General features: G+C 43.2%; 11 protein-coding genes. 7 read left to right on the top strand and 4 right to left on the bottom strand.

Features of this window, described 5'->3' with window-relative positions; genetic code table 11:
• The first annotated feature begins 271 nt into the window (after positions 1-271).
• From JMX83_RS06270 to JMX83_RS15350, 3 genes are all read left to right on the top strand, one after another.
• Positions 272-1771, top strand: coding sequence for a cytochrome ubiquinol oxidase subunit I (locus JMX83_RS06270; protein WP_406947619.1), 1500 nt, complete (start codon positions 272-274; stop codon positions 1769-1771).
• Positions 1771-2787: a cytochrome d ubiquinol oxidase subunit II gene (gene cydB, locus JMX83_RS06265; protein WP_201599754.1), complete on the top strand. Its 1017-nt coding sequence runs from the start codon at positions 1771-1773 to the stop codon at positions 2785-2787. The genes JMX83_RS06270 and cydB overlap by 1 nt, the downstream gene beginning before the upstream one ends.
• Positions 2788-2879: 92 nt before the next feature.
• Positions 2880-3011 carry a hypothetical protein gene (locus tag JMX83_RS15350; RefSeq protein WP_263281220.1) on the top strand — a complete coding sequence of 44 codons (132 nt, stop codon included), beginning with the start codon at positions 2880-2882 and terminating at the stop codon, positions 3009-3011.
• 194 nt (positions 3012-3205) lie between these two features.
• Here JMX83_RS15350 and murU read toward each other — a convergent pair whose 3' ends face one another.
• Positions 3206-3949: an N-acetylmuramate alpha-1-phosphate uridylyltransferase MurU gene (gene murU, locus JMX83_RS06260; RefSeq protein WP_201599753.1), complete on the bottom strand. Its 744-nt coding sequence runs from the start codon at positions 3947-3949 to the stop codon at positions 3206-3208.
• 49 nt (positions 3950-3998) lie between these two features.
• Entirely contained in the window at positions 3999-5114 is a 1116-nt protein-coding gene (locus tag JMX83_RS06255; RefSeq protein WP_406947618.1) for an aminoglycoside phosphotransferase family protein, read from the bottom strand.
• A gap of 379 nt (positions 5115-5493) precedes the next feature.
• Here JMX83_RS06255 and JMX83_RS06250 point away from each other — a divergent pair, with 379 nt between their 5' ends.
• Complete coding sequence (locus JMX83_RS06250) at positions 5494-8538, top strand: LPS-assembly protein LptD (RefSeq protein WP_201599735.1); 3045 nt, start codon at positions 5494-5496, stop codon at positions 8536-8538.
• Positions 8539-8695: 157 nt separating this feature from the next.
• Complete coding sequence (locus tag JMX83_RS06245; protein WP_201599733.1) at positions 8696-10090, top strand: peptidylprolyl isomerase; 1395 nt, start codon at positions 8696-8698, stop codon at positions 10088-10090.
• Between the two features lie 534 nt (positions 10091-10624).
• On the opposite strand, the gene JMX83_RS06240 is transcribed toward JMX83_RS06245, so the two are convergent.
• The gene (locus JMX83_RS06240) at positions 10625-11755 is read right to left on the bottom strand and encodes an endonuclease/exonuclease/phosphatase family protein (protein ID WP_201599731.1); all 1131 of its coding nucleotides are present in this window, start codon (positions 11753-11755) and stop codon (positions 10625-10627) included.
• A gap of 450 nt (positions 11756-12205) precedes the next feature.
• Here JMX83_RS06240 and asd point away from each other — a divergent pair, with 450 nt between their 5' ends.
• The gene (asd, locus tag JMX83_RS06235; RefSeq protein ID WP_201599725.1) at positions 12206-13339 is read left to right on the top strand and encodes an aspartate-semialdehyde dehydrogenase; all 1134 of its coding nucleotides are present in this window, start codon (positions 12206-12208) and stop codon (positions 13337-13339) included.
• 110 nt (positions 13340-13449) lie between these two features.
• On the opposite strand, the gene JMX83_RS06230 is transcribed toward asd, so the two are convergent.
• Positions 13450-14106 (bottom strand): SOUL family heme-binding protein, encoded by a 657-nt coding sequence (locus JMX83_RS06230; protein WP_201599724.1) that lies wholly within the window; start codon positions 14104-14106, stop codon positions 13450-13452.
• A gap of 255 nt (positions 14107-14361) precedes the next feature.
• On the opposite strand from JMX83_RS06230, the gene tgt reads away from it, so the two are divergent.
• A complete protein-coding gene (gene tgt, locus JMX83_RS06225) occupies positions 14362-15513 on the top strand; it encodes a tRNA guanosine(34) transglycosylase Tgt (protein ID WP_201599723.1) in 1152 nt (383 codons plus the stop codon).
• Positions 15514-15740 lie beyond the last annotated feature (227 nt).

Here is a 15740-nt window from a genome sequence, read left to right as displayed (position 1 = left end):
TGGGTTGCGTGACTATCTAGGGAAGCGCATAATATATATAGCACATGACTGTAATATATGAATTTATAGGGACATAAATTATTCAATTCAGCTAAACAGTGAGTCGCAAGCTTAGCCACAATTTATGCCTAATGTTGCTAAAGTAAAGTTTTGCGTCATTGAGCCATTGCCCGTAATCTTTGTCACCTTGATTTATGTACAGTTACGGACAGTTACTTAAGCGTTGTACGGAAGCCAGCGCTATTCAGCTAACAGATGAGAGTAACCGTTTATGTTCGCTACGTTTATGATTGACCAGCTCGATGCGCTGACCCTCGCGCGCATCCAGTTCGCTTTTGTTGTCTCTTTTCATATCGTCTTTCCCGCTTTTTCTATTGGACTTGCCAGCTGGCTGACCGTACTTGAGTTTCGCTGGTTAAAAACAGGCAATCCTGTTTTTGCGGAAGTCTACAAACACTGGGTAAAAATATTTGCCGTGGTGTTTGGTATGGGTGTGGTTTCAGGGGTGGTAATGTCTTACCAGTTCGGGACCAACTGGGCAGTCTTTTCAGATAAGGCGGGTAACGTCTTAGGCCCACTGCTCGCTTATGAAGTACTGACTGCATTTTTCTTAGAAGCCTCCTTTTTGGGCATCATGCTCTTCGGTTGGGGCCGCGTTAGTAAGCGCATGCACTTTGTAGCTACTGCAACCGTCGCTATCGGTACGTTGATCTCAGGGTTTTGGATTTTGGCCGCCAACAGCTTTATGCAGACGCCGCAAGGCTTCATGGTCGGTGCTGATGGTCTGCTCTATCCAACCAACTGGCTTGAGATTATTTTTAACCCCTCATTCCCCTACCGCTACGCACACATGATGACCGCTGCTTTCTTGACGACTGCTTTTGTGGTCGGTGGTATTGGTGCTTATTATCTACAATCCAAAAAACACATCGAACACCGAAAACATGGCCGCGTGATGTTGGGCATGGCGATGATCATGGCGATTTTTGTGGCACCTGCGCAGGTATTAATCGGTGATGAGCATGGGCTAAACACCCTCGAGCATCAGCCTGCCAAAGTCGCAGCCATGGAAGGTATTTGGGAAGATGAGCGCGGCGCGGCATTACGTCTCTTTGCGATTCCTGATCAAGAAAATCAAACCAATAAATACGAAGTAAAAATCCCTTATGTCACAGGTTTGATCCTCACCCATTCGTTAGATGGTGAAGTGAAGGGTCTCAAAAACTGGGCACCAGAAGACCAACCACACGTTATTATTGTGTTTTGGGCCTTCCGTATTATGGTTGGCATTGGTATGTTAATGGTGCTTGTGGGTCTATTTAGTGTCTATAAATACTTTAAAAAACAGCAGTTCAATCCTGACAGCAAGCTGTTCCACCGTGCATGGATGATGATGACGCCGCTTGGCTTTATCGCGCTACTTGCCGGTTGGTTTGTCACCGAAACAGGTCGTCAGCCATGGACAGTCTATGGTGTAATCCGTACAGCTGAAAGCATGTCACCTGTAGCGGCCCAACAAGTTGCCACCACATTGATCGGCTTTATTATCGTCTATACCTTTGTTTTTGGTGCAGGTAGCTTTTATATCTTGCGCTTGATTGGTCAAGGGCCAAAACCTTATACCGATCCTGCCGAAGATAATTTCTACGAGCATTCAGTAACCGAAGGTCAAGGTCGCACGCTGAGCGGAGATAATGATCCTGCTGGTCACACTACCAAGCAAGATATCGACACACCAGCAGATGACATCGATGATGGAGGGTTACGCTAATGTTTAATTTCGGTGATGTATTAGACTTACCCTTAATTTGGGGTGGATTGATTGCGCTTGCAGTCTTTATTTATGTACTGCTTGATGGCTTTGATTTAGGCTGTGGTATTTTATTTCCATTTGCAGGCTCAGACAAAAATCGTAGCCGCATGATGAACTCTATCGCCCCATTCTGGGATGGTAATGAGACGTGGCTGGTATTGGGTGGCGGCGGTCTATTCGCAGCTTTCCCAGTCGCTTACGGCATCATCATGACAGGGCTGTACTTGCCTGTATTTTTGATGCTGGTTGGTCTGATCTTGCGTGGCGTGGCGTTTGAGTTTCGTTTCAAATCTAGCACGCATCGCTACATATGGGACTCTTTGTTTTTTGTCGGCTCAATCACTGCTGCCTTCTTTCAAGGGGTGATGCTTGGCTCGTTGGTACATGGTCTTGATGCCAGTAATCGTCTGTTCACGGGTGGTCCCTTTGACTGGCTCACGACCTTTTCGATTGTCAGTGGTATTGCGGTCATCATTGGTTATGCGCTATTAGGCTCGACGTGGCTGATCTTAAAGACAGAACATGACTTGCAGGTCTGGGCAAGAAAAATCTCAGGGTGGTTATTGTCAGCACTGGTTGTCGCAATGATTATCGTGACGATCTTTATGTACTTCTCAGACATTGAAGCGCTTGAAAATTGGTTCACCCTAGCACGCTTGCCTTACTTAGCGCCGATGCCGATTATTGCACTCATATTGTTCTTTATCATGCGTAAAGATTTGACTACAGAGCGTGAATACCGTCCTTTCTTATTGACTGTCGCGCTGTTTTTGATGGGTTATATTGGGGTGTGTGTGGCGATGTTCCCTTATATCGTGCCCTATCAGATGACTCTACATGAGGCTGCGGCTGCCGATACATCGCTATCATTTATGTTGGTGGGTGCGGTAATCATGTTACCTATCATCTTAAGTTATACTGCTTATGCGTACTATGTGTTCAAGGGCAAAACTGATCACGAACATATGTACTAGTCATCGTAAATGACAAGCAGCTAGTAATGAGATAAGCAGGTGCTACACATTTTTGTGGCACCTGTGCTCAATTTGTCAGACAAGAGGTCTTTATGAAAAATCTCAGTAAAAAACATTTGAGTAAAAAGCAAAGACAATGGGCTTGGTTCCTGGGCTTATATGCCGCAGGATTTTTGACGATTTTTACGATTGCCCAATTGATTAAGCTGGCAATGGGCGTTTAACACGGTTATCAGACAATACTGTTACCAGATAATGTCGTTACCTATGTGCTACGCTCTCAATTTGCTAGCCCTTGTATTCACTCTTCATTTCTATTGATAAAGATTGGATACGATATAGAAATCATCTGTGTAAAAAAGCAGCGTTGAATAATCAACGCTGCTTTTTTGTGTTTACCAGTGTATTTTTGCTTATCTTATGAACTTACTCGACCTTGATGATTATCGGCATCGTTTTTTTCAATAAACGCATTCACTTGTGCCAAGCGCTCAGTTGTACCAACGTCGATCCAGTTGTCGGTAATCACTTCAGCAGTAATCTGAAATTTAATCATCGCTTGCTTAAGTAATGGTGCCAATGCAGCAGGCTGTCCTGATACGAGCCCCTCTACCAACGTCGGAGACATCACGCTAATACCAGCAAAAGTGAATTTGTCCGCATTGCCAACTGGCTGCTCGCTGGCAAGACCATTATTGATAGCAAAATCACCACCATCATTGTGCTCTGGATTGTCAATCAACAATAGATGCGCGCGCTGATCTGCTCCTAATGTATAGTCTCGCAACTGAGCAAAATCATAGGTCGTCCAAACATCAGAGTTGACGAGAATAAATGGCTCGTCTCGCAGCTTTCCTGACTGTAATGCCTGAAAAATGCCACCTGCCGTCTCTAACGGTTCATCACCTTCTATTGACCAATGTAGTTTGACCCCATATTGCGCACCGTCGCCTAAGGTATCCATCAGCTTATCCGCCAGCCATGATGCATTGATCGTGATATCGGTAATACCTGCGGCTTGTAGTGCTTTAATATGCCAGACAATAAGTGGCTGTCCACCTACTTCAACCAAAGGCTTGGGCGTTTCTAGTGTCAATGGTCGCAGACGTGTGCCCTTACCAGCAGCCAAAATCATGGCTTGTGTAATCGTAGAGCTAGACATGCTTACTCCTATTTTTATTATTTATATCATTAATTTGATTGAGCATCATCTAGGCTGAAGCAAACTTACCTTTGTATGCAGGTACGACAGCATCTTTTAGCCACTGATTAAAAGGTAGGACGGCATACTTGACCTCATCATTACCTTGTTCAGCCAGCCAGTTTAACTCAATAATTAAATCACGCATGACTTTGGGAATATCGGCCAAATAGCGATCTTTGCCATCGCGTTCAGATAATCGAATAAAAATTCCTAGTACTTTTAAATGACGCTGTACGCCCATTACATTGACGTCGTTTTCAAGCTGAACCACATTATCGGCTGTGGTTAGCGATTGTTGCTTTTGTAGCTGCCAAAAGTCGTTAATCCATGCAGATACTTGACGCTCTGGCCATTCAACATAAGCATCGCGTACCAATGATACTAAATCATAAGTATAAGAGCCGATTACGGCATCCTGAAAATCAATCACACCTAAGCGCGATGTGTCCGCTTGGTCTTGCATGAGGTTACGACTATGATAGTCACGATGCACAATGACTTGTGGCTGCAGCAGGATTTCATTCATCAGTGCCGATTTCAAGTTTTCCCATACCTTCTCATTCAGCTCTACGCCGATATAAGGAATAAACCACTCGCTAAACAGGTTCATTTCGCGATCTAATAACGCCGTATCGTAATCTGGCAGCTGATACTGAAATTTTGCAGTCTCGACTGTCACCGTTTGCAGCGCTACTAACGTCTGCATGGCAAGCTGATAATAGTCATCGATTTGCTCTGGTGTTGCATCAGTCAGCAAATGAGCAAACTCTACTACACCAAAGTCTTGTAGCACCAAAAAACCTTTTTCTAGATTTTGTGCGATGAGCGTCGGCACATTGATTGCAGGCGACATGAGCTTGGCAACATTAATGAACTGCCGCATGGCATCCTGCTCATCAGCAGAATCCATGACGATATAACGCGTATCTCCTGACCCATCAGCCTCTAGCAATTGAATACGATGATAGCGGCGTGCACTCGCATCACCCGGTAAACTTTCTAGATTAAAGGTCTTATCTACAAATACTTGCTGCAACCAATGCTCGAGTTGTTGTTGGCGATTGTCGTTATTGTTATCGGTCATGTCAGGCTCTATAGTGGTTTTATCAGTCATAAGGGGCATCGTAGGTTAAATATAAATCATAAATAATTAAAGTAGTGATAAGTCAGGCAAATACTTGCTAAAATGGTCATATCTTAAGCCGCAACAACTGCGTCAGTAGACATATCAAGATATCATTCAATAATTTAACGCTAAGCTGAATCTTTTAGCTCATTTAAAAGCAGCTTGGCTATATTATAAATTTTGGTAAATAGTGTAGCTGATTTGGTTTTTTTTGACTATGATTAGTCGTCATTATATGTAAAACAGCCAAATTCTTGAGATGACGCTATCGATGAGTGATTTTTTAGCCGTTCATTAACAACTCTGTCTTGTTGAATAATACGACTATGCAATTCAGTATCGCAATCCAATAGGCTCTGCAATCATAGGTGTGCCCTTGTTATATTCTCCGCTTTACCAAAGCATTCGTTTGATCTTATTTGGTGCCTTAGGCTTATCTAGCCTAACGGTTAGTGCTGCCATCAACGATGCTGACACACAGACAACTGAGCCATCAAGTGCTGGTAGTACGAGCAGCTACCTCTCTGATACCAATAACAGTAATGTCACTCAAAGCAGTGATTACAACGATATACGTTATAAAGACGCGCGCTCACAGGTCGATAATTCTCAAAGAGCGACTCCTGCCTCTGATTTTGATGACACAGGTTTCGCAAGCGATACTACGTTAGAAGACAGCGCCTCCGATGATGTTTTGAATATCACAGAGATTAATGAGTCTTCTGATACCGCCTCGATACAATCATCAAATATGACGGATAGCGATCAGGTAAGCCGCGACACACGCGCTAATGCTATGGTCACGTCTCAAGATACCGTAGCGGATAACCGTCAGCTAGATATCAGTGATGAGAGCATTCAAGACAGCTTAGTGCGTTTGGCAGAATTCTATGAGCTCACACCAGAGACTCCTGTCTCAAATGACGTGGATAATACAGAAAATGCTGAGTCAGATAACATACAGAGTACTTTAGCGCCTACAGCGCAGACTATTCCAAAAGTCGGTAAGAACTTACGATTATTACCAAACGCTATAGATAGTGCACAACGCTGTGAAGGTCAATGGGTCTATCCAAAGAGCAACCCTAATTATCAGCGTGCTGTGAATGAGGCTGGCGGTGCAAATGGACAACCAGTGCCTGATGTTGACAGTATTCCCAACAATAAAGCACCTTTATTCACAGAGTCAGACTACGGCTATTACAATAATATCAACTATGCTGAGCTATCAGGTAATGTGAAAGTCGATCAAGGCACCCAGCATATCGAAGCAGAAAAAGTTGTGATTGATCTAAGCAATGGGGTGGCTGCTGCACAAGGTAGAGTCATGTTTACCGATCAGGCGACAGGACAATCACTGCCACGTAGCAATGCACCGAGTAACGCTCAAACCAGCTTTAATGAGAAAGCAAAAAAAGGTGGTCTGATTGGGGTTGCAGACAGCTTAAACTATAACACTGAAACTGGACAATCAACAGCCAACGATGTGGCTTTTGCTAGTGTTGAACTACAAGCACACGGCTACGCTAAGCGCTTGAACAAGCCTAATGATAGTGAGTACGAGCTGGACGAGGTGATGTTTAGCACCTGTCCACCCACGAATCGTAAATGGCAATTTGATGCCAAAAGTATCGATTTGAATACTGATACAGGACGCGGTGAAGCCTATAATACGACTTTTCGCATTGCTGACGTGCCCGTCTTTTATCTCCCCTACTTTAACTTTCCAATAGACAGTCGTCGTAGTAGCGGATTTTTATTACCAAGTGCTAGCGTGAGTAGTGAGAGCGGTGTTGAGATTGATGTTCCTTATTACTTCAACCTAGCGCCCAACTACGATGCCACGCTCAATACGCATGTATACACCGACCGTAATCCTATGGTCTCAGGTGAGTTCCGTTATTTGACCGAAAACTATGGAGAAGGCATTTTTAACGGTTCATACCTGCCCAATGACAAAGAATATAATGACGAAGATCGTAAAAGCTTTTTTTATGATCATTATTGGTCATCCAAAAGTATTCCGCGGTTAAGTGGTGATGCCAAATATAGCTATGTATCAGACGCAGACTATCTTAACGATTTTGACACTTTAGGTTTATCAGATAACACGATCAATCTACCAAGGCGTGCTCGAGTTAATTATTATAATGATTACGTCGATGGTGAGTTAAAAGTAGAAACCTTTCAAACGTTAGATGCGTTTACTGATAATGGTGAGGCTCTAGAGGATAAAGACAAACCCTATTCACGCCTACCACAACTAAAGCTCAACTATCGACTGCCGTGGGCGAAGAACTTTGATATCACTGGTGTACATGATTCTGCCTATTTTAAGAAGTCTATTGATGATGGCTCTGAGGATGAAAAAAGCGGTGCACGCATTTATAACAAAATAAGTGCCGTCTATCCGATGGAGAAGTCTTGGGGCTATATCAGACCGAAGCTAAGCCTACAGCATCTTTATACTTCCTATGATGAAGACAGCTTGGCAGACAATAACATTAGTGAAGGAGATGGTAGCCAATCAGTCTTCGTTCCGCAAGCCAGTATTGATGCAGGTCTGAATTTCTACCAAGCAGGCTCACCCTTCGGTGCTTTTGATGACACCATGGGTGGCTATCGCCTGCTTAGTCCACGGGTGAAATACACTTATTCACCGTATAAAAATCAAAATGATATTCCTAACTTCAATACTCGTATTGCGTCTATTAACTATGAGCAGCTATTTTCAGACAGTTGGTTCTTAGGCCATGATCGCTTGCAAGATCTGCACTCTATCACGCCTGGTGTCAATTATCGTTACATCGATGCAACGGGTGTGACACGTTTTGATGGTAGCATTGCAGAACAGTTCTATATAGATGATGGTCGTGTCACGCTTGATGATGAACAAAGAGTATTCAACTCTTCTTCCTCAGGCATGGTATGGGATACCAGCACCCAACCTTATAACAATTTTTGGGTTGATGTGAGCGGTGCGCTGACTAACGACTATGATTTGAACTATATCACGACTGAGTTACGTTATCAGCCATCAGACAATAGCTTGTTCAATGTGGGCTATGTCAAGCGTCAGCGTGATGAAAACACTGATCAGTTGCCATTGTCCGCATTTACCGCCTCTGCCGTTTTCCCTATCAATAATAGCTGGCGGATATTGGCTCAAGGTCAATATGACTATAATCGTAACAAGATGCTCGATTCACTCATCGGCGTTGATTATGAAGATTGCTGTTTTGGCTTTGCAGTTTACGGTCGCCGTTACTATAATGACTTAAACGTCAAAGACGAACCAACACAAGCTGTTATGGCAGAAATTAGATTAAATGGGCTTGGCAGTGGCAGTAGCCGCCTAACACGGTTGCTCTCTGACAAGATATTAGGCTTCGAACCTGTCCAAACTGCATGGAAAGACTAACGAGATTTTTTGCTAGATTACAGCACTATTTGCACAAATATTTATAAGATATTATCTATAACCCTACTATGGGCCACGCTGTCAAATATTTGATTATTAAGTATTGGATTGCGTTGACCGACTACCATCCGATGCGATGACATTGATGAGGAGCATCATGAGATTTTTTTCTTTACGTCAAACCAGCCGCGCTGTACTGCTATCTATGAGTGCCAGTCTTGCACTGACATTAAGTGCTCAAGCAGCGACTGTGAAACCTGCCACAGCACAAGCCTCGACTACTGCTAATCAGAATGCAGTAAGTCGCTTGACACCTGCCAATAGCACCGATGGTATTGTCGCTTTAGTCAATGAAAACGCTATCCTAAAAAGTGAATTGGTCGATGCCATTACACAAACCCAAGCCCGCGCACGAGCAGCAGGAGAACCTATTACAAACTCAGCGCAACTGCAGTCAGAGGTACTAAACGCGCTTATCTTGCGTGAATTGCAACTATCAATGGTCAAGCGTGTCGGTTTATCTCCTGATGAAACCGAGATCAATCAACGCCTTGCTCAAATTGCTCAATCTCAAGGGCTTAATAGCATCTCAGCATTACAGCAACGCTTAGATGCCGCGCGTCCTGGTAGTTATGCCGCATTACGTGCTCAACTGATCGAAGATGCTGCTATTCAAGAGCTGCAGCAGCGTCAAATCAGTCGCCGAGTACGCATTAGCGAGCAAGATATTGATGCATTTTTGGCGTCGCCTGAAGCAAAACGTTTGAACCAAAGTGAATACCAAACTGTGCATGTACGCGTTCCTTATATAGATGACTACAGCCGTCTGTCAGCAGCTCAACGTGAGGAAGCGCTAAAAGTTGCACAGGATTTGCGTACTCGTTTACTTGCACCAAATGTCAATGTCTCTGAAGCTGTTGCTGCAAGCCAAGGTAGCTATCCTATCCCTATTCAAGGTGGCGATATGGGCTTTCACAAAGCGGCCTCCCTACCGACAGAGCTATCAAGCAAAATTACCAATCTCGATATTGGTGCAGTCAGTGAGCCGCTACTAACGCCTGAAGGTATTGATATCGTTAAGCTGGCTGATAAAAAAGCCAGTGATACCATGCTGATTCCACAGTGGCATACTCGTCATATCTTGGTAAAAGTCGATGAGTTACAGACAGATGCACTGGCTGAACAGAAAATTAATGATTTGTATGAGCAACTGCGCAATGGCGCTGATTTTGCTGCCCTAGCATCAACCTATTCAGACGATCCAGGATCGGCTGGCCGCGGTGGTGATCTTGATTGGGTCAGTGAAGAAGATATGGTGGGTCCGTTTGAGGCCACAATGAAAAACACAGCCGTTGGTGACTATTCTGCTCCATTCAAAACTCAGTTCGGTTGGCATATCCTAAAAGTTGACGGTAAGCGTCAGCAGGATGTCAGCGAGCAATATCGTCGCAATATGGCACGCCAAGCGTTATATCAACGCCTAGCGCCTCAAGCACAAGAAGACTGGTTGCAAGAATTGCGTGCAGGTGCTTACATCCAAGTACTCGGTTAAAGACCTACGTTTAACTGCTTGGTCATAACTTAATACACTGAGCGCTAATAATACTGATTAGCTTGCACAGAAAAAGGGTATATGCCAATGCATATACCCTTTTTTTATTTAGAAATTGACTGCCAGTTAATTAGAATAATGGATAGCAAACCGCCTAAGTACAATTAACTTAATAGACGGTTAAACCAATCTATTTAGCTGTGTATGGTAGGAATATTACACATCGACAAATGATGCACAAAGAAAAGCCCCGAACCTAGGGCGATTGGTTCGGGGCTTCAGTGCTTCATGTTATTGTTATTATCTCTCTTCCATGTTGACTCATCCTAAGTCATAAACAGTAACGTATAAGACAGCGGGCTGACCTGTTCTTTTATTGATACCGTCTCAACACTGCATCCTTGCGTATCCTTGTGTTGATGAATGTATTATAGGACAATCAATTTGGTACGAATAGAAGCTAAAAACCTTATTTGACGTAAGCATATGCTTACGTTATAAGAGTAAACTTTAACCTATACGTCGCACTCCTTCTCAACTAAAACTGCCTTGCGCTTCTCTGCGTTCATCTGACATTTTCTTGCCTTCTTTTTTACCTTCTTCAATCTTGCTATCTGCTTCTGCTACATCTTCTGCTTCTGCAGTAGGCGCATTGCCTTCCTGCTTACTCGTTTCTTCTGGCTCATATTGTAAAGTCGTCATTACAGGAAAATGATCAGACCCTATAGACGGCATACGTCTGATATCAACCACTGTAAAGCAAGCACTATGAAAAATATGGTCTAATGCCCAACGCAGAAACGGATATTTGACATGAAAGGTGTTGATAAAGTGTCGACCAATACGAGGATCTAGCAGCCCAGAAATACGCTGAAAGCGGCGCGTGGTTTTTGACCATGCCACATCGTTGAGATCACCAGCCAATATCGCGGTTTGCTCATTTTCTTTGATGTGCTTGCCAACCATTAACAGCTCAGCATCACGCGTGGTAGATTTATCAGCCTCAGTTGGACTTGGAGGCATAGGATGCAAGCAGTATAGCCAAATCACTCGACCACCTTGCAGACGTAACTGCGTATGAATAGAAGGTATGTCATCAATCATTAGGTACTTCACTTCAGGATCTATGAGCTCAAGCTTAGAGTACAGGTGCATACCGTATAGATTGTCCAGCGGAACCTTCACTGTGTATGGATAATCAGATTCAATTTGCTGTAAGGCTTTCTCCCATTTTTTATCAGTTTCAAGCGTAATTAAAATATCGGGCTGTCTATGCTTGACCAAATCAACCAATTTTTGTGTTTCATCATTGGGTGTTAATACATTTGAGACCATGATTTTCAATTGATGTACTTGCCCTTCTGGCTTATCTTTTGCTTTTTGCACTTCTTTTTTCCATAGCTTGGTATACGGCAATACCATTCTTAACTGGAACGCTAACGTGATACTAAGCACTATAAATAACAACCATTGACCCAGTTGCCACTCCGAGAAAAACATGATCATGCCAATCCAAGCAATAATGCCAAGCACCATTATCTGAATGCGTGGGAATTCGACGCCACGTACCCACCAATTATCAAGGGGCACCCAACCCCAAATCGTTACAAATGCGATGAATCCTGCTAGCCATTGTAAGCTGTAATATAATAGTGAGAGATCCATAGTATGTAATAACCGTTTATTGAGCTGATAATGGGGCCAATGATGACATATGCCATTCATTCCATGACAACACACATGATTGTTTTAAATGAACTGAATTCTAACTGAACTGACGTCAAGTATTAATGCTAGAAGCTTACTTTAGCATTTCATAAGATTTTCGCCTATATATGAGTCGCGATTCTGCAACAACTGCCATAAAAATTTACAATACCTGCCCAATCAAAATAATAAGTATTTTATCGAGAGCCTTATCCTTTACAGGCAACCAAATATATTTTGCCAATACCTAAGTGAGACTCTAATAATAACGTAAAGTTATAGTACACATAGTTAATAGTATATATAAAACGAGTAAATAATAGCCAAAACGCCTTGCTTTTTTGTACCATTCACGGCATTGTTATCGGTTGGTGATGCAACAAATAATTGTAAATAGGACTGAATTTCATGAGTAACTTAACAGTAGGCTTGGTAGGCTGGCGCGGCATGGTAGGGTCAGTATTGATTCAACGTATGCAAGAAGAAAATGACTTTAACGGTATTACGCCTGTCTTCTTTTCAACCAGTAATGCTGGTGGTGATGCGCCAAAGTTCGACGGTATTGAAACTGGCCAACTAAAAGATGCTCATGATATTGAAGCACTCGCTGCTTGTGATGTGATTATTACTTGCCAAGGTGGTGATTACACTTCAAAAGTTCACCAACCACTACGTGATAGCGGCTGGACTGGCTATTGGGTTGATGCAGCAAGTACGCTACGTATGAAAGATGACAGCATCATCATTCTTGATCCAGTCAATCGCAGCGTCATTGATGACGCCCTAGCCAACGGCAAAAAAGACTTTATCGGTGGCAACTGTACCGTATCATTGATGCTGATGGCTATTGGTGAGCTATTCAATAAAGGCTGGGTCGAATGGGTCAGCGCGATGACATATCAAGCGGCTAGTGGCTCTGGTGCCAATAACATGCGTGAGCTTATCTCAGGTATGGGTGTTTTGCATGACGCTGTACAAGATGAACTGGCCAACCCTGCTAGCGCCATTCTTGATATTGATAAGAAAATCGCTCTGACACAGCGTTCAGCAGACTTCCCTACACAATATTTTGGTGTGCCGCTTGCTGGTAGCTTGATTCCTTATATCGATGTGCAGTTAGAGAACAAACAGTCAAAAGAAGAGTGGAAAGGCGGCGTCGAAACCAATAAAATCCTTGGTAATGACGAAGCTAGCGCGATTCCTATCGATGGTATGTGTGTACGTGTCGGGGCAATGCGTTGCCACGCGCAAGGTCTAACCATCAAGCTCAAAAAAGACATCCCTCTAGAAGAGATTGAAGCCGCCCTAAAAAATAGCGGCAACGAGTGGTTAGACTTGGTCGAAGACGACAAAGAAGCCACTATGAATCGCTTAACGCCAGTCGCAGTGACTGGTACATTAACAGTTGCATTAGGCCGCTTACGTAAGCTTAAAATGGGCCCTGAGTATTTAGGTGCCTTTACCGTTGGTGATCAGCTACTGTGGGGCGCAGCAGAACCATTGCGCCGTATGCTGAATATCATTCGTGAGCAAAAAAACTAAATCGAATAACCAAATATCAGATACAAAAAAGACAGCCATTGCTGTCTTTTTTTTGCGATCAATAATCTAAATGGCTAAGAACAATGAATATATGCCCTAATACCCTTGTATTACTTTTGCTCATACGCAATCATTACCTCGTTACGACGTAAAAATGGCAATGTCCATGGCTCATCGTAACGTGCCAATTCTGGATCACCTGTAGGCGTTAAATTTTTGCTTTGCATCCAATTTCTCAATTCTTGTGTCTTCTTATCTACTTTATCACTTCCAGTAAATCCTGAGAATTTGATAACGCCATAATTTTGAGCGGGTACTTCGATGATTTCGACCTCTGGGTTATTCGGTTTTGGTAACGTCTCCATCGTGTATTTACTAGGCATCGTGAATTGTACGCGCCACTTTCCGTCATCTTGTTGCATACTGACTGGTGCGGTCATTGCGATCTTCTGTGACTCACTATCCCCTTTATTATCAGGCTGCATAGTAACAGGCGCTGTCATGCTAATTTTGCTACTACCACCAGTTGGTGCGGTATTATTACCAAAAATATAATCCGCTAGGATTTTGAAACCTGCACGACTCGCCGCGCGTTGATCACCACTTACCCACGTTTGGGCGATTAACTGCTCATCATAACGACGTAACTCAAAGTCATCTGATTGTGCCAATAACGTATACTCCGGCTCTTCTGGATCAGCAGCCATTGCCCCTTTTGATATCAATAATATCCCGCCAACTAATAGTAGATAACCTGTCTTTTTCATATAACCTCTCCATTTTCTTAAAGTATGCTCTGATGGTTCTAAATACGTCATCATTATGACTTTTACTTTACCAGCGCAACGTAAGGGTTGTCTGTGTGTTTTGAAGCACTGTCTGTGTCTTTTGGTTATAACAATATTACATCAATCAAAAAATGCACTGACTGGCTATATTGATGGCCTGAATATCAATATCCAAAAAATCCCTAACAATGCTATAATTAGCGCCATTTTCATAGCTCATATATCGGTTAACATATGCAATTTGTCTTACATAAAACAGCCAGCGGTGCAACGCGTGCACGCCGCGGCACCGTTCATCTCAATCATGGCGATGTGCAAACGCCTGCTTTTATGCCTGTTGGTACTTATGGTACGGTCAAAGGTATGCTGCCACGTGATATCGAAGCCATCGGTGCTGATATCATTTTAGGCAACACTTTTCATCTTTGGTTACGCCCAGGCACGGAAGTGATCGACAAATTTGGCGGCTTGCATAAGTTCATGCATTGGGACAAGCCTATTTTGACGGATTCAGGCGGTTTCCAAGTATTCAGTCTGGGTGCCATGCGTAAAATTACCGAAGAAGGGGTTAACTTCAAATCGCCTATCGATGGCGCCAAAGTATTCCTTTCTCCTGAAAAATCCATGCAAATTCAATACAGCTTGAACTCAGACATCGTCATGCAGTTCGATGAGTGTACGCCTTATCCAGCGACTCATGATGAAGCGAAAAAGTCTCTAGAGCTATCATTACGCTGGGGACAACGCTGCGTTGATGAGCACAATAGACTGGGCAGCACCAACGCATTATTTGGTATCGTACAAGGCAGTATGTATCCTGATTTGCGTCAGCAATCACTCGAAGGTCTGCTAGATATTGGCTTTGATGGTTATGCCATCGGCGGTCTTTCGGTTGGTGAGCCTAAAGAAGAGATGATAGATGTCCTAGACTATCTCCCTGATGATATGCCAGCAGATAAGCCGCGCTATCTAATGGGCGTTGGTAAGCCTGAGGATTTAGTTGAAGGCGTACGCCGCGGTGTGGACATGTTCGATTGTGTGATGCCAACTCGTAACGCGCGTAATGGTCATTATTTCGTGACGGGCGATGCAGACAATGCTGGTGTGGTACGTATTCGTAATAGCCAGTATCGTAACGACGAAGGCCCATTAGATCCTGAATGTGACTGCTACACCTGCCAAAACTTTAGCCGTGCTTATTTGTATCATCTTAATAAATGTAAAGAGATGCTGGGTGCACAATTGGCAACCATTCACAACTTACGCTATTACCAGCGTTTGATGCAAGGTATCAGAGATGCTATCGAGCAAGATCGGTTTGATGAATTCGTTAGCGAATTTTATAGTAAGCGTGGACAAACCGTTCCTGAGTTAAATTTACGTTAATCCATTTTAGTGTTTATTGATATTATTAGAAATATGAAAAGGGCTTAAGAATTATCTTAAGCCCTTTTTTATGTGTGCTGCTTTTATCACTTAATGATTTAAATCTTAGATTAACACATGAAGTGCAATACCAAATGCAAGGTGAAAAAAAGACCTAGATGCGCTAGCATCAAAGTCTTTATCCACCGACCAAAGTGAGATTGCAACCATGAACTATACGCATCTAA

The sequence above is a fragment of the Psychrobacter piscatorii genome (assembly GCF_904846415.1).
GTDB classification, from domain to species: domain Bacteria; phylum Pseudomonadota; class Gammaproteobacteria; order Pseudomonadales; family Moraxellaceae; genus Psychrobacter; species Psychrobacter piscatorii.
This window is presented reverse-complemented; position numbering and strand designations above follow the sequence as displayed.